We start from the raw sequence: 14,634 nt of genomic DNA on the forward strand, positions 1-14,634 counted from the left end.
GAAATGTGAAATGTGAAATGTGAAATGTATTTCTGATAATCAACCGCAGCAGTCAATCATTAATACTTTTTACATTAATACTTTGTACATCAAATATCTTACTCTGCAAATCTCAGGAAAAGTTTGATCAGTTCAGACTGTTCTCCTTTAGGAAGAATAAAATGAAAATCCCTCTCAATACTAAAGTTCTTAATGTCAATAACAGTAAGGATATTATTTTTCAATTCATTCAGTATAGTACTGATGGAAAGAAATGCCATACATTCCGAATGAAGAAGATAATTTTTAATACTCTCACTGCTTCCAAGCTGTATAATGGTATTCAATTCATTGAGATTGATTTCTTTCTCTTTAAGCCGGTTTTGTATGAACTCAAGGGTTCCGGATCCCTGTTCTCTGAAGATCAGATCCAGATTATAGAGATCTTTTAAATGTAAGGTTTTATGGGCAAGGGGATGATCAGATTTGGCTGCCAAAACAATTTCATCCGGCTTGAAAGTCGTATATTCAAAATAAGAAGACTGTGATTCTCCTTCGATAATACCGAGATCAATTTTCTCTTCTTTTAAAAGGGTTGAAATAGCTTCCGTATTACCTGTAAGAAGCTCAATCTTAATATCTTTATAATAAGTATTGAATTTGGCTAAAATTTCAGGTAAAATATACTGCGCAACCGTTGTGCTCGCCCCGATAATCAGTTTTCCTTTATGTTGCTGATTAATCTGGCTGATCTCGAATTCCATGTCACGGTAGATATTTCTTATCTTTTCAGCATGCTCATACAAAATCTTTCCGCTTTGGGTCAGCTGAATAGAAGTTCCTTTACGGTCAAATAACTTGGCACCTACCTGGGTTTCAATTTCTTTAATATGCTTGGTAACAGCAGGCTGTGAAATGTGAAGCTCTTCTGAAGCCTTAGTGAAACTTAACCGGGAAGCTACCGTATGGAAAACTTTTAATCTGTAATCGAACATGGGGTAAAATTACGGATTATAGTTGGAAATGGGAAGAGGAGTGAGTTTGAGGATGGAAGAGCCTGAGAGTAGATGGATTTAATGGGGTAAGGTTTCAGGATTCGAGAGTAGGGATTAGTGGTTATTCGCTTCAAAATTTAAAGGCTATAAGCAGACGATAAAGAACCAGCATCAAAAAACAACCAGCATCCCGCAATAACTGATATCTCGCACCTCATTGCTAGCAACCCGCACCTCGAAACCCGAAACCCTTTATAAAAAATCCGAAATTGACCGATCCTGCTGGCTTTCGTATCTTCTGTTTTTTGCCTCTCCGATTTTCTGCTTTGTATAGATACTGTTGTGACCGGAAAGAAGGTAAGATACAATACAGGCAATAGCTACATATACACCACATTCTGCTCCGAACAATTCAATTCCCATCAGCATACAGGCTAAAGGAGTATTGGTAGCTCCTGCAAATACGGCGACAAATCCCATTCCCGCCAATAGTCCGAAAGGTAAAGGAATGAACAGTGACAAAGCACTTCCTAATGTAGCTCCGATAAAGAACAAGGGAGTAACTTCTCCACCTTTGAATCCAGCTGAAAGCGTAACAATAGTAAAGATCATTTTTAAAGCAAAATCATGTAGCGGAAGCTGCTTTTCAAAAGATTCTACAATTACAGGAACCCCTAAACCGATATATCTGGAGGTGCCCATTGCCAAAACTGCTATCGCGATAATAATTCCTCCCACCACCGGACGAAGCGGAGGATATTTAATTTTTGACTTGAAAACAGAACCCATCCAATGAATGATTTTACTGAAAGCTGCAGCACAGATTCCAAAAACTATTCCTGCAAGAATGCTGTATAGAATTGGCAGAAACTCAGGTTTTGGGATGAAATCAATGTGGTAATGAGTATGTTTTACATTCCAGAGAACGGTCACCAGGTCAGCGAGAATGGCCGAAGCAAATGCAGGAAAAATAGCATTGTAACGGATCCTTCCGATCAGAAAAACTTCAAGACCGAAAACAGCACCTGCAAGAGGAGTCCCGAAGACAGAGCCAAATCCTGCAGCAATCGCAGCAATAATCAGTGTCTTTCTTTCATTTCTGTCGAGCTTAAAAGGTTTAGTAAGCTGATCGGCTATAGCACCCGCCATTTGGAGAGCTGTTCCTTCACGGCCTGCAGAACCTCCAAAAAAATGAGTGACAATTGTTCCAAGATACACAAAAGGAGCCATTTTAAAAGGAATTATTTCCTTGGGCTCATGAATGGTATCAATCAACAGGTTATTTCCTGCTTCCACATCTTTCCCGAAGTAATGATAAAGAAGTCCTATCAGGAATCCAGCCACCGGAAGCAATGCAATCAGCCAGAGATGATTTTCCCTGAAATTGGTTGCCCACTCCAAAGATTGAAGAAAACCAGCAGAAGCTGTCCCCACTAAACCTCCAATAATGATACTGATACACAGCCATTTTAAAATATAGGGAATAGCCGGAAATTTTCTGAAGAAAAAATAGGTATGAAAAACTGCTTTTTTGCCTAGTGTTCTTTGACTTTTTGACATAATAATCCTGATTAGTTATTTGTTAATAATCTTTTAATCAGGCGTCATCAGCTTTTGTAAAGCGGTTGGGGAAGGAAGAACACCATTTCCTTTTGATGTTACAAATATATAAAATAAAAGATAAAAGATAAAAGATAAAAGATGTTCCTTTAAATACCTGAATTCAATAGAGGTGGGCTTTAGCCCGCCTAAATAAATTGAACACTTTCCACCAGCTTTAGCCCAAACTTAAAAATAACCATAGTTTTAATATACCGGATAATGCATTGCCTTATCGATTTCAACCGGGTTATTATATTTTCTGATGACCTCCTGCATGCTTTTGATCTGGGTATTCAGTTCATCCACATTATGGATTTCTTTCCCATTGATGTTAATTTTAAGATCATTATTGGATTTACTGAAGTTATTTCTTTCAAAAGCAAAAGGGTCATTGTAAAACTCCATGATCAGCTTATACTTCTGCTTTTCATTGATGGGAATAGCTTTATTCCCAAAATTAGATTCTACAAAGTTATCGGTAGGGTGTACTTCCGGGAGCTTCTGACTTTTAATAAGATGATAAATGAAGTTATTTTTTGTATCAGAAAGTTCAAAAATTAAACCAGGCAAACCACGGAATTTAAAAGGTCCTTCATTAAAAGGTATATCCTTGCAGAACCAGGCTGTCCATGCTCTTCCTCCGAATCGGGTAGTGGCTTTCTGTAAAGTATAGTTTTCTGCTTTTCTGGTTTCATTGGAAATCGTCCAGTTGATTTTATCTGTGGTTTTAAAAGAGTAATATCCGTTTTTGATATTGATAAAGTTTTCATTATCAAAAGAATTGATTTTTCTTTTCACTATCTGACCCGACATATCAGTATAATCTGAATTCATCCCGAATTTTTTATTCAAAGAATCTGTTGTAATCAGGTTTCTCCCGTAAAATTTAACCTCTTTGGGTGTAATGTCAAGAATCATGTTCAGATTTTCATAAGTGATTTCAGTAGAATCCATTTTATATTGCAGTTTATAAATAAACCGATGGGTCTGAGCATGACATAAAGCCGTCATAAGCAATGCCATTAAGGTAAAGGTGCTTTTCATATATGTGATTGGTCGTTTTTTGTTACTGGTTTCTCAAAACTTTAAACCTTAAACTTTAAATCTCATAATCCCGCCTCTCGAAATCCGTATCTACAAAAAAGGTTTCATCTCATCCTCAATCTGCGTTCTCAGTTCCATCAGACGTTTGGCATACATTTCAAGCTGTTTTTCTTCCTCTGTTTCCGGTGTCCATTTAGGTACAGGAAGCTTTTTACCATTTTCATCTACTGCAACAAAAACGATGATACAGTGGGTTTTCTTCTCAAAATTGGGTTGTTTCAGGTTTCTTGAAAAGACATTGATGGCGATATGCATGCTTGAAGTCCCGGTATAGATCACCTGAGCATCTACTTTTACGACTTCTCCGATTTTGATAGGATCATAAAAACGGATTCCGCCTACATATACGGTAACGGAATAATTACCACTCCACGTGGTAGCACATGCATAACCGGCCTGGTCAATCCATTTCATCACACTTCCTCCATGTACATTTCCTCCGTAATTAACATCTGAAGGTTCCGAAATAAACTGAAAAGTAATAGGCTTGTTCTGCATCTTTATAAAATTTGAATAAAGTTATTTAATAATTTCCAAAGTTTTAGATTAAATCCTACTTTTGAAAGACGAAACTTTCAATGAAAGGGAAATTTTAACCAATAACAGATTTAGAAAACGTAATGAAGAAAGTATTTTATCTCAACACCTGTGATACCTGCAGAAAAATTTTAGCCCAATTTGATCTTACAGGGTGGGAACTCCGCGAAATTAAGAAAGAGCCGGTCACAAAAGAAGAATTGGCGGAAATGCATAAAAAAACAAAATCATACGAAGCATTATTCAGTAAAAAATCTACACAGATCAAACTGAGAGGTCTGGATGTAAAATCTCTGAAGGAAAAAGATTTTAAAGAATTGCTGCTGGATCATTATACCTTCTTAAAAAGACCAGTTTTTATGACAGACAAGGAGATTTTTGTAGGAAATGACAAGAAAAATGTAGAAGAACTGCAGAAATTCTTTGGGGTAAACGAATAAATAACTTTAAAGAGAACCTGTCCGGCTTAATGATTTTTTATTATTGTGCCGGATTTTTTATACCCGCCAGGTTTTATAATTTTTATTTAAGTATCTGATTGTTAGTTGTTTTTTGAATGGTTATATTTGGGATTACCAAAAATGTACAATATGAAAACAAACTTTTCAAAAACAAAAAAGCTTAACAGATCAGAACTGAAAGAAGTTAACGGAGGGATTGCTTCTTTACCTGTCTGCAGTATTTTATGTGGACCTGCCGGAGGGGTAATTTCCAATACACCGGGAGTAGGAGATGTCTGTACCTCTGACAGAAAGACCTGCTGCATCTGCTATTGAACCAAAAAAAGAGGCTGTGAAGAAATCACAGCCTCTTTTTATATTGTGAACAGGTTATACAAAAGGAGCTTTTACCACTTTTGCAGGAATGTTCTTGTTTCTTACCTGAATAAAAATCTCAGATCCTAATTTGAAATGAGGTTTGTCTACATAAGCAAGGCCTAAACCAATTTTTTTCATTGGAGACTGTGTTCCTGAAGTTACTTTTCCGATCACGTTTCCTTCAGCATCCACTACAGGATAATCATGTCTTGGAACTCCTTTGTCTGTCAATTCGAAACCAACTAATTTTCTGGTAACTCCTTCCTCTTTCTGTTTTGCGAAAACATCCTTAGAAACGAAGTCTTTATCAAACTTAGTGATCCACCCTAAACCAGCTTCAATCGGAGAAGTCGTATCATCGATGTCATTTCCGTACAGGCAGAATCCTTTTTCTAATCTTAACGTATCTCTGGCAGCCAATCCGCAAGGAATAATTCCCTCTTCTTTACCAGCTTCCATCACAGCATCCCAAAGTTTTTCCGCACTTTCATTTTTGAAATAAATCTCAAAACCTCCGCTTCCTGTATATCCCGTGTTTGAGATAATTACATCATTTACTCCTGCTACACTTCCTACTGTGAAATGATAGTAAGGGATTTCCGAAAGATTTACTTCAGTAAGCTTTTGAAGAATCTCAGTAGCTTTAGGACCCTGAACTGCCAATAAAGACATTTCATCAGAAGCATTGGTCATTTTAGCCCCGAAAGTATTGTATTTTGAAATATGATTCCAGTCTTTGTCAATGTTGGAAGCGTTTACAACTACGAAATATTTGTCATCTTCCATTTTATAAACGATAAGGTCATCCACAATTCCTCCGTTTTCGTTGGGAAGGCAAGAATACTGAGCTTTTCCATTTTCAAGTGCATCTACATTATTGGTCGTTACCAATTGTAAAAGATCTTTTGAACCCGGTCCTTCGATGAAAAACTGTCCCATGTGGGAAACATCAAATAATCCTGCTTTTTCTCTTACGGCAAAGTGCTCTTCTGTAACCCCTGAATATTGAACAGGCATTTCAAAACCTGCAAACGGAACTATTTTAGCCCCTAAAGAAACGTGTTTGTCATATAAAGCCGTTTTGTTCATAATTTACTTTTTTAAATTTAATTGTTATTCTAAAAATATTTTTCCTTTAACCTCTGCATATTTGTCTGAAATGGTATAAAGTAATAGCTTTTCTGTATTGTTTTTGATAGTGAAAGCGATATTGGAATCTATCTTCTTTTCTTCCACTAATCCTCCTGATAAACTATAGAACGTGATAGTGAAACTTTCCTTTTTAGGAGAAATGACTTTAAAGGTATGATCGGATTTTGAAAAATAAAGCTGAACAGATTTTTTCTTTTTTTGCTGTTCCTGAGTTTCCAAAAAAAAGTGTACACAAGATTTTCCATTCACATCTTCAAAGCAATCGAGCATGTTTCCTATTTCCCAGTTGTAGGCTATTATAGGACTTTCGAGAAGACCTGTATTAGAGCCGATGCCTTCATATATTACATTATCCTGTCCAAAAGATGGGTTGAATCTTTTTACATTCGTTTGCCCAAAAACATTTCCATAATCAATACTATTGATGGTCGCTGTTGGCACTCCATTGTTGATGTCAAAATGAGAAATGTCAATAACATCATTTACTTGTACGGAAAAATCATATAAAAGATATTCGGTACCGGTTCCGAGTTGGTTTTTGTACACCTTCTTCTGTGCCGTGTCTTCTCTTAAAAGAGCAACTAAATACCCTTTGCTGGTTAAAGGATACGTATACAGGTTATCATTACATGATCTTTTAGGGTAGACCAAGGCTTTACAGTAGATTTTTTTATAACTGGCGCCATTCACAAGGCTGTCACCATTTATTTGATAGATAAAAGAGTTGTGAGGAGAGGGGTTGCCACAAGGTCCGTTTGATGAATGGAAACTTGTATACCATTTATTGCCGTCTTGTAATAATGGTTTATAAGTCTGGGAAAATAAAAGATTAAAGCTGACTAAAAAAAATACAAGTAAAGATGCTTTCATGGTATGATGAGTTTTTATAAATGCTCTTTATATTCTTTTAATATGATTTTAAACCACTCCGTGAAGCTCTCAGGAGTGTCTTTTATTTCCTGGTCCAAATTTTCCATGGTGACAAAACGAACTTCTGAAACTTCATCAGGATTCAAGTGAAATTCATCATTATAATCACCGGTAAAAACATAATCCAGCTCATGTTCCCAAAGACCGCCGCCAACATCTGCTTTATAAATAAAATTGAATTTTTCTGAAAGTTCTGCCTCAATTCCCAGTTCTTCCCTCAGTCTGCGTACAGCTCCTGCATGATAAGTTTCCCCTTTTCGTGGGTGTGAACATACCGCATTGGTCCATTGATTAGGAGAATGATACTTTCCTGAAGCTCTTTTCTGAAGAAGCATTTCCCCTTTACTGTTGAATAGAAATACAGAAAATGCACGATGTAACAGGCCGTTGATGTGAGCCTGCTGTTTTTCCATCAGTCCTAAAACTTCATCCTGGGGATTTACTAAAACGACAAATTCTTCCATTCCTACAAATGTAAGGGTAATAAATGTATTTTGGAAATTTTTAGATAAACATCATGTTTTTTGTAATAACGGTAATGAAGTAAAGATGATAGAGGAAATTTACAGGTAAATCTGTCAATTCACTGATTGGTTTTCTTTATATCTTCGGTTTTCTTTGCTTAAAAAGAAAATTCAAAACGAAAAATATTAACCATTTGCTATAAAATGATGAATAAAATATTGATATTATTCTTTAAATAATAATTTTTGTAGTAAAATTTTAACTTAAACTAAGATTAATGTGCCTTATAGTTGTAAAAACGCTAACTTTGCTACTTAATATTTAGTAATGGAATTAGAATACATTGAACACATTAGTCCTATTCTAAAGGATGGAATAAAAAATTACTTAATAGATATTGACGGAACCATTACTGATGACGTTCCCAATGAAGAACCGGAAAGAATGGTGACCTGCGAACCATATCCTGATGCACTGGAAACGATCAACAGATGGTATGACGAAGGACATCAGATCTGCTTTTTTACGTCAAGAACCGAAAATCTGAAACAAATTACCATAGACTGGCTGGATAAGCATGGCTTCAAATACCACAGCGTGCTTTGCGGAAAACCAAGAGGAGGAAATTATCACTGGATAGATAACCACCTGGTAAGAGCTACAAGGTACAAGGGAAGATTTACGGATCTGGTAGAAAAGCAAGTGACCATTGAAGTATTCAAAGAAGACGGCGAATAAAAATATAATTCAAAGATTTAAAAATTAAATGCGAAGCAGTTCCATTAATTTTTAAATCTTTCATTTTTTAATATACTTGATATTTTATGAAAGTTTTAGCAAACGACGGCCTGGATCAATCAGGAATTGATGCATTGACAGAAAAAGGCTTTGAGGTTATTACTACAAAAGTTCCACAGGAGTTTTTGGTAGATTATATTAATGAGCACAAAATCCGAACCCTGCTGGTGAGGAGTGCTACACAGGTAAGAAAAGATATTATTGACGGATGCCCGTCCATCGACATTATTGGAAGAGGAGGAGTAGGGATGGATAATATCGATGTAGACTATGCAAGGGAAAAAGGAATCCATGTGATCAACACTCCTTCTGCTTCTTCAGAATCAGTGGCAGAACTTGTTTTTGCCCATTTATTTTCAGGAGCAAGATTTCTTCAGGACTCTAACAGAAAAATGCCTGTAGTAGGAGATACTGAGTTTGCTTCTCTTAAAAAAGCATATGCCCCGGGAATCGAACTGAGAGGAAAAACTATCGGTATTGTCGGGATGGGAAGAATTGGTCAGGAAGTGGCAAGAATTGCTTTAGGACTTGGGATGAGAGTGGTTGCTGCTGATAACAATGTAGGGAGAGCAAGCATTAAAGTGAAGTTTTATAACAACCAGTTTATCAACGTTGATATAGAAACAGAACCGTTACAGGACGTTTTGAAACATTCAGATTTTATAACCCTGCATGTTCCGGCTCAGAAAGACGGATATATGATTGGGCAGAATGAATTTGAAATCATGAAAGACGGAGTGGCAATTGTAAACTGTTCCAGAGGTGGAGTTATCGATGAAACGGCTTTGATTCAGGCATTAGATTCAGGTAAAGTAAGATTTGCCGGGTTAGATGTTTTCATTAATGAGCCAACACCTTCCAAAGAAATCCTTACTCACTCTAAGATTTCTCTTACTCCTCATACCGGAGCTTCTACTCTTGAAGCACAGGATAGAATCGGACTTTCCCTGGCTGAGCAGATTTCAAGTATCTTACAGATTCAATAATTTGAAATAGATTATAAATAAAAAGCACCTCGGTTTACTAACCGAGGTGCTTTTTTATGTTAAAACTGTTGTTATAGACTAGATATTTCTGCTCTTCAATAAATCTCTGATTTCTGTCAGTAATTTTTGATCTTCTGTAGGGCCTGCGGGAGCCGGAGCTTCTTTTTTGTTCACTTTATTCGCCAATTTGATGATCCAGAAAAGAACCATCGCAATACAAAGGAAACTGATTACTGCTGAAAGGAAATTTCCGTAAGCAACTCCATTCCAGGTAAGCTTTGCAATGTTTTCTGCGCCAGCTGCTTTCAGTGCCGGGTTTAATATCAGAGGCGTGATTACATCTTCTACCAAAGACGAAACAATTTTACCAAATGCTGCCCCAATGATCACACCGACAGCAAGATCGAGAACATTACCTTTAAAGGCAAACTCTTTAAATTCTTTTACAAATCCCATAATTTATATTTTTTTAATTAGTATATACACAAAAATATGATTAAAAAATGTAAAAAACACTACATTTTATAGTTTTTATTCCCAAAATATTGAATTTTATGATGATTTCATGTCATTCGTTTTAATGAATATTTTAACATTCTACAGATACTTTAATTCATTAATGATGACTCCTTATTTTTATTAATAACCGTAATATCATAATGAAAAATCTTTTGTAATTTGCTTAAAAGTTTGATTGGTCTATGAAAATTTTTACCGCAGAACAGATACGCAGCTGGGATCAGTTTACCATTTCTCATGAGCCGGTTTCTTCTATCCAGCTGATGGAAAGAGCTTCAATGGCTGTGGCCCACTGGATTTCAGAACATTGTAAAAACCATAAAAAGCTGGCTGTATTTTGTGGCAGTGGGAATAATGGAGGAGATGGGTTGGCTGTGGCCAGGATACTTTATCTGAAAGGTTTTGATATAGATGTATTTATAAGCGATTCCAAAAGGAAGCTTTCAGAAGATGCTTCTGTTAATCTTAAAAGGCTTCGTGATTTGTCAGGAATTTCGGTCAGAAAATTTGATCCTGATGAACACTATAGTTTTGATGATAAAACCATCATTGTAGATGCGCTTTTTGGGACGGGATTATCCAGGCCGCTGGAAGGAGAATATAAAAAGCTTGTAGAGCAGTTGAATAGTAAAAAAAATACTAAAATATCCATTGATATTCCTTCCGGGTTGTCTGCAGATGAAATGTTTGATAATAATCCTGTCATTATGAAAGCTGATTATACCCTGACTTTTCAATGCTGGAAACGGACTTTTCTTCATCCTGAAACAGGAAAATATACCGGAAAGGTGGAAGTACTGAATATTGATTTAAATAAAGCGTACGCTGATACAACTGATACTGCATATTCTGTAATTGATGATCAGCTGATAGAACCGATATTTATTCCGAGGCAGGAATTTTCCCACAAAGGAAGCTATGGTAAGGCGATCATTGCAGGGGGAAGTTATGGGAAAATAGGAGCTGCGGTGCTGGCTGTAAAATCAGCCTTGAAAACCGGAGCTGGATTAACCTTTGCTCTGGCACCGGAATGCGGTTATGAGATTTTACAGACTTCATGTCCTGAGGCAATGTTTATAAAAGGAGGTGAGAAGTTCATATTTAATTTTGAGATTGAAGATGATTTAATCTGTGGCATAGGTCCCGGGTTGGGTACTCATCAGGAAACAGAAAAAAACTTTCTGAGCTTTTTGAAAAGCCATACATGGCCATTAATCCTGGATGCAGATGCTTTGAACATTATTTCAAAAGGTCCGGAAAATCTGAAATTAATTCCCAAAAGGTCAATCATTACACCTCATCCAAAAGAATTTGAAAGACTTTTCGGAAGTACTGCTGATTCTTTCAAAAGGCTTGAACGGGCAAGGGCAGAAGCAAAAAAACTGGATATATATATTGTATTAAAAGACCATCATACCCAGATTATTACACCAGAAGGAAATGTATTTTACAATATAACCGGAAATGCTGGGCTCGCCAAAGGAGGAAGCGGAGATATTCTTACCGGAATTCTGACTTCACTTTTAGCCCAGAAATATTCTGAGGAACATACCTGCATTCTTGGGGTATGGCTGCATGGCAGAGCTGCGGAAATCGCTTCAGAAAAGCATTCAAAAGAATCTATGTTGCCCACTGATGTTATTGATGCGTTTGGAAGTGTTTTTGAAGAGCTGAACAAGAAAATCACAAAGAATCTGTAAGAGCCACCGAAGAAAAAGTAAAGCTGTAAAATAATTTTTAAAGATATTAAAAAGGCAAATCTGTATTTCTACAAATTTGCCTTTTTTCTATTTAGTTTTACTTATCAGCTTATTCCGGCTTTGCATTTTCTTCCGGTGTGATTTTAAATTTCTTGGAAACAATCATAATCACAACTCCTGCGATCATAAAAGGAATTGAAAGAACCTGACCTGTATTCAGGCCGCCAATCTGGATGAACTCATCTCCCTGCGGCTCTTTAAGGAATTCCACAAAGAACCTGATGGCCCAAAGAATGATAAAAAACAAACCGAATAACCAGCCTTGCTGGTATTTTTTATCTGTTTTTCTGTAAAGAATCCATAATAAAATGAAAAGAAGCACATATCCTACAGCTTCAAATAACTGGCTTGGATAGCGCGGAACGGTAAGCCCATATTCACTGCTTTGTTGTGGAAAAAGCAAAGCAAACGGAGAATTGGGATCAGCCGGTTTACCAACGATTTCAGAGTTGAAAAAGTTTCCCATTCTTACAAAAGCACCTCCTAAAGCTACTACGATACCTAATCTGTCATATACCCAGAAAGGATTTTTTTTGATGATTTTAAATGAGTAATATAATGTAGTAAAAATCAAAGCAATAGTAGCACCGTGGCTTGCCAAACCTGAGAATCCTGTAAATTTTAAACCGTTTTTTGTACTGATTGGTAAAAATACACTCCAGAAATCCTCCTTAAATAATTCCGGCTGATAAAAGATAACATGTCCTAATCTTGCTCCCAGAATGGTACCAATCAATGTCCACGTGAACAGAGGTTCCAGGTATTTTTGGTTAACGTTGTCAATCTTAAAGATTCTTGTCATTAAGACATATCCGAATCCAAATGCAAAAACAAACATCAAACTATAAAAGTGAAGGGTGAAAGATCCGATATGAATTCCTTTTGAAGGATCCCATATTTTGAACGGGGTTTTAAGTTCTACTTTATCAGAATCAGTAATAGGCTTTACAGATTTTACTGCATATTTGAATTTTGAAATATTATCCCTGGTAACAGAAGTATCAATAAGCTTAAAGTCTTTATCGAAAAACTGATATTTTGAATCTTTATACTTGGCTAAAGTTGAAGCACCATAATTGTAATATTGAGGTTCAAAATTAGATTCATTTAGGATGACAACAAAAGATTGGTTTTTATCCGATTCCCTGTCAGGAAAAGCAGTAAGGTCTCCCATCTCCGTGGTAGAATAGATTTTTACAGGAATATTGTTTCCGCTGATATCTAAAGTTCCGTCAGATAAACCTCCAGGGTATTCCTGTGCAAAGAGGCATTGTGTAACCAATGCAAACAGCACAAAGTAAATTCTGAAAAAAAAAGTATTCATTTTTCTATTGATTTAATAGTTTGATTATTGACATTTATGTTTTGGGGGAACAGGATCATAGCCGCTCCCTCCCCATGGATGACATCGTAAAATTCTTTTAAATCCCATCCAGAAGCCTTTAAAGATACCGTGTACCTGAAGTGATTCTACCATATAATGAGAACAGGTGGGTTCGTAGCGGCAATTTTTGGGAAGTAAAGGCGAGATGAACCATTGGTAAAATTTGATCAAAATTACCAGTGGAAATGTAATGATTTTATTGAATGTAAGTTTCAAAACAATGCAAAAATAGGGTAAAAAAATGAAAATTAGTTTAATTTTGTTATAAGTTTCGGAGATTAAAAACCCGGAACATTGATCTTAAAAAAATAGAATTACTTTGAATCAAAATATCCCATTAGCTGAAAAATTAAGACCTAAAACCCTGAACGATGTATTGGGGCAGGAGCACCTTACCGGCGATAAAGGAACCATCCGAAAAATGATTGAAAACAATACTCTGAATTCTCTGATATTCTGGGGGCCTCCGGGAACCGGGAAAACTACGCTGGCTGAAATTATTTCAGAACAGTCAGGGAGGAAGTTCTATAAGCTTTCTGCGGTTTCTTCCGGGGTGAAAGATGTCCGTGATGTGATTGAAGATGCCAAGAAGCAGAATCTGTTCTCCGGAAAATCCCCTATTTTATTTATTGATGAGATTCACAGGTTTAATAAGTCACAGCAGGACTCATTACTGCATGCGGTAGAAAAAGGCTGGATTGTTTTAATAGGAGCCACTACAGAGAATCCAAGTTTTGAAGTCGTTTCTGCATTGCTTTCAAGAAGTCAGGTATATGTTTTAAAAGCATTAAGCTATGAAAAACTGGAAGAACTGATCGATATTGCTTCGGAAAGATACAATAAAGATGAGGGGACTGACTTTAAAATCCTGGAAAAAGAAGCTTTCATTCAGTATTCGGGAGGTGATGCGAGAAAGCTGATCAATTCTGTGGAATTGGTCTTGAACCAATACAAAAATTCAAAGACAACAGAAATTCTTAATTCAGACGTTCTTGAAGTTCTTCAGGAGACCATGGCGCTGTATGATAAAAACGGGGAACAGCATTATGATATTATTTCGGCCTTTATCAAATCTATGCGGGGAGGAGATCCTAATGGAGCGGTTTACTGGCTGGCCAGGATGATTGCCGGGGGAGAAGATATCAAGTTTATTGCCCGGAGAATGCTTATTCTTGCGGCTGAAGATGTGGGATTGGCTAACCCGAATGCACTGGTGGTTGCGAACAATTGTTTTCAGGCGATTAATGTGATTGGGAATCCTGAAGCCAGGATTATTTTAAGTGAAACTGCGGTATACCTTGCTGTTTCCCCTAAAAGTAATTCTGCTTATATGGCGATTAACGAAGCATTGGCCCTGGTGAAACAGACCGGAAATCTGCCTGTACCGCTGCATTTGAGGAATGCCCCTACAAAGCTGATGAAAGATCTTGATTATGGAAAAGACTATAAATATGCCCATTCTTATGAGGGTAACTTTGTAGAACAGGATTTTCTTCCCGAGGAAATCAGGAATGTAAAACTGTATGAGCCGGGGAATAATTCTACGGAGAAGAAAATCTACGAAGAACTCAGGAAAAAATGGAACAATAAGTATTAAAATAAAAA

General features: G+C 36.6%; 16 protein-coding genes and 1 riboswitch. Of the genes, 6 read left to right on the forward strand and 10 right to left on the reverse strand.

What is annotated here, in order from left to right; all coding sequences use genetic code 11:
• Positions 1 to 98: 98 nt before the first annotated feature.
• The 4 genes from CRS_RS19570 to CRS_RS19585 form a co-directional block, all read right to left on the reverse strand.
• Positions 99 to 974, reverse strand: coding sequence for a LysR family transcriptional regulator (locus CRS_RS19570; RefSeq protein ID WP_142725638.1), 876 nt, complete (start codon positions 972 to 974; stop codon positions 99 to 101).
• Positions 975 to 1,226: 252 nt separating this feature from the next.
• Positions 1,227 to 2,534 carry a voltage-gated chloride channel family protein gene (locus tag CRS_RS19575; protein ID WP_172617114.1) on the reverse strand — a complete coding sequence of 436 codons (1,308 nt, stop codon included), beginning with the start codon at positions 2,532 to 2,534 and terminating at the stop codon, positions 1,227 to 1,229.
• Between the two features lie 31 nt (positions 2,535 to 2,565).
• A riboswitch (Fluoride riboswitch) is annotated at positions 2,566 to 2,633 on the reverse strand.
• A gap of 147 nt (positions 2,634 to 2,780) precedes the next feature.
• Complete coding sequence (locus CRS_RS19580) at positions 2,781 to 3,620, reverse strand: GLPGLI family protein (protein WP_142725639.1); 840 nt, start codon at positions 3,618 to 3,620, stop codon at positions 2,781 to 2,783.
• Between the two features lie 90 nt (positions 3,621 to 3,710).
• Complete coding sequence (locus CRS_RS19585; protein WP_002980508.1) at positions 3,711 to 4,178, reverse strand: acyl-CoA thioesterase; 468 nt, start codon at positions 4,176 to 4,178, stop codon at positions 3,711 to 3,713.
• Positions 4,179 to 4,300: 122 nt separating this feature from the next.
• On the opposite strand from CRS_RS19585, the gene CRS_RS19590 reads away from it, so the two are divergent.
• Positions 4,301 to 4,657 carry an arsenate reductase family protein gene (locus tag CRS_RS19590; RefSeq protein ID WP_142725640.1) on the forward strand — a complete coding sequence of 119 codons (357 nt, stop codon included), beginning with the start codon at positions 4,301 to 4,303 and terminating at the stop codon, positions 4,655 to 4,657.
• A 150-nt stretch (positions 4,658 to 4,807) separates the two neighbouring features.
• The gene (locus CRS_RS19595; protein ID WP_142725641.1) at positions 4,808 to 4,993 is read left to right on the forward strand and encodes a hypothetical protein; all 186 of its coding nucleotides are present in this window, start codon (positions 4,808 to 4,810) and stop codon (positions 4,991 to 4,993) included.
• 54 nt (positions 4,994 to 5,047) lie between these two features.
• Here the strand turns inward: CRS_RS19595 and gcvT are convergent, their stop codons facing one another.
• Genes gcvT through idi form a run of 3 tightly spaced genes read right to left on the reverse strand, consistent with a single transcriptional unit; the run spans position 5,048 to position 7,581 of the window.
• Positions 5,048 to 6,124, reverse strand: coding sequence for a glycine cleavage system aminomethyltransferase GcvT (gcvT, locus tag CRS_RS19600; RefSeq protein ID WP_142725642.1), 1,077 nt, complete (start codon positions 6,122 to 6,124; stop codon positions 5,048 to 5,050).
• A 24-nt stretch (positions 6,125 to 6,148) separates the two neighbouring features.
• Positions 6,149 to 7,057, reverse strand: a complete 909-nt coding sequence (locus tag CRS_RS19605; RefSeq protein ID WP_142725643.1) for a hypothetical protein — start codon at positions 7,055 to 7,057, stop codon at positions 6,149 to 6,151.
• 14 nt (positions 7,058 to 7,071) lie between these two features.
• Entirely contained in the window at positions 7,072 to 7,581 is a 510-nt protein-coding gene (gene idi, locus CRS_RS19610; protein ID WP_142725644.1) for an isopentenyl-diphosphate Delta-isomerase, read from the reverse strand.
• Positions 7,582 to 7,909: 328 nt separating this feature from the next.
• On the opposite strand from idi, the gene CRS_RS19615 reads away from it, so the two are divergent.
• On the forward strand, positions 7,910 to 8,320 hold the full coding sequence (locus CRS_RS19615; protein ID WP_002980498.1) for a phosphoheptose isomerase: 411 nt from the start codon (positions 7,910 to 7,912) through the stop codon (positions 8,318 to 8,320).
• An 86-nt stretch (positions 8,321 to 8,406) separates the two neighbouring features.
• Positions 8,407 to 9,366, forward strand: coding sequence for a D-2-hydroxyacid dehydrogenase (locus tag CRS_RS19620; protein ID WP_142725645.1), 960 nt, complete (start codon positions 8,407 to 8,409; stop codon positions 9,364 to 9,366).
• A gap of 78 nt (positions 9,367 to 9,444) precedes the next feature.
• On the opposite strand, the gene mscL is transcribed toward CRS_RS19620, so the two are convergent.
• Positions 9,445 to 9,822, reverse strand: a complete 378-nt coding sequence (mscL, locus tag CRS_RS19625) for a large conductance mechanosensitive channel protein MscL (RefSeq protein WP_142725646.1) — start codon at positions 9,820 to 9,822, stop codon at positions 9,445 to 9,447.
• A gap of 245 nt (positions 9,823 to 10,067) precedes the next feature.
• On the opposite strand from mscL, the gene CRS_RS19630 reads away from it, so the two are divergent.
• Complete coding sequence (locus CRS_RS19630; RefSeq protein ID WP_142725647.1) at positions 10,068 to 11,585, forward strand: NAD(P)H-hydrate dehydratase; 1,518 nt, start codon at positions 10,068 to 10,070, stop codon at positions 11,583 to 11,585.
• A gap of 109 nt (positions 11,586 to 11,694) precedes the next feature.
• Here CRS_RS19630 and lgt read toward each other — a convergent pair whose 3' ends face one another.
• Together lgt and yidD are read right to left on the reverse strand one after the other, a co-directional pair.
• Positions 11,695 to 12,543, reverse strand: coding sequence for a prolipoprotein diacylglyceryl transferase (lgt, locus tag CRS_RS19635; RefSeq protein WP_142725690.1), 849 nt, complete (start codon positions 12,541 to 12,543; stop codon positions 11,695 to 11,697).
• A 450-nt stretch (positions 12,544 to 12,993) separates the two neighbouring features.
• Positions 12,994 to 13,245 carry a membrane protein insertion efficiency factor YidD gene (gene yidD / locus CRS_RS19640; protein WP_172617116.1) on the reverse strand — a complete coding sequence of 84 codons (252 nt, stop codon included), beginning with the start codon at positions 13,243 to 13,245 and terminating at the stop codon, positions 12,994 to 12,996.
• A gap of 103 nt (positions 13,246 to 13,348) precedes the next feature.
• Between yidD and CRS_RS19645 the strand changes: the two genes are divergently transcribed.
• On the forward strand, positions 13,349 to 14,626 hold the full coding sequence (locus CRS_RS19645) for a replication-associated recombination protein A (RefSeq protein ID WP_142725648.1): 1,278 nt from the start codon (positions 13,349 to 13,351) through the stop codon (positions 14,624 to 14,626).
• Positions 14,627 to 14,634: the final 8 nt, after the last annotated feature.

The organism is Chryseobacterium sp. ON_d1 (assembly GCF_006829085.1).
Classification (GTDB): Bacteria; Bacteroidota; Bacteroidia; order Flavobacteriales; family Weeksellaceae; genus Chryseobacterium.

Bases quoted from the DNA above. Each gene is read 5' to 3' on its own strand.
- CRS_RS19570 (WP_142725638.1), bottom strand. From the start codon at position 974: ATGTTCGATTACAGATTAAAAGTTTTCCATACGGTAGCTTCCCGGTTA.
- CRS_RS19575 (WP_172617114.1), bottom strand. From the start codon at position 2,534: ATGTCAAAAAGTCAAAGAACACTAGGCAAAAAAGCAGTTTTTCATACC.
- CRS_RS19580 (WP_142725639.1), bottom strand. From the start codon at position 3,620: ATGAAAAGCACCTTTACCTTAATGGCATTGCTTATGACGGCTTTATGT.
- CRS_RS19585 (WP_002980508.1), bottom strand. From the start codon at position 4,178: ATGCAGAACAAGCCTATTACTTTTCAGTTTATTTCGGAACCTTCAGAT.
- CRS_RS19590 (WP_142725640.1), top strand. From the start codon at position 4,301: ATGAAGAAAGTATTTTATCTCAACACCTGTGATACCTGCAGAAAAATT.
- CRS_RS19595 (WP_142725641.1), top strand. From the start codon at position 4,808: ATGAAAACAAACTTTTCAAAAACAAAAAAGCTTAACAGATCAGAACTG.
- gcvT (WP_142725642.1), bottom strand. From the start codon at position 6,124: ATGAACAAAACGGCTTTATATGACAAACACGTTTCTTTAGGGGCTAAA.
- CRS_RS19605 (WP_142725643.1), bottom strand. From the start codon at position 7,057: ATGAAAGCATCTTTACTTGTATTTTTTTTAGTCAGCTTTAATCTTTTA.
- idi (WP_142725644.1), bottom strand. From the start codon at position 7,581: ATGGAAGAATTTGTCGTTTTAGTAAATCCCCAGGATGAAGTTTTAGGA.
- CRS_RS19615 (WP_002980498.1), top strand. From the start codon at position 7,910: ATGGAATTAGAATACATTGAACACATTAGTCCTATTCTAAAGGATGGA.
- CRS_RS19620 (WP_142725645.1), top strand. From the start codon at position 8,407: ATGAAAGTTTTAGCAAACGACGGCCTGGATCAATCAGGAATTGATGCA.
- mscL (WP_142725646.1), bottom strand. From the start codon at position 9,822: ATGGGATTTGTAAAAGAATTTAAAGAGTTTGCCTTTAAAGGTAATGTT.
- CRS_RS19630 (WP_142725647.1), top strand. From the start codon at position 10,068: ATGAAAATTTTTACCGCAGAACAGATACGCAGCTGGGATCAGTTTACC.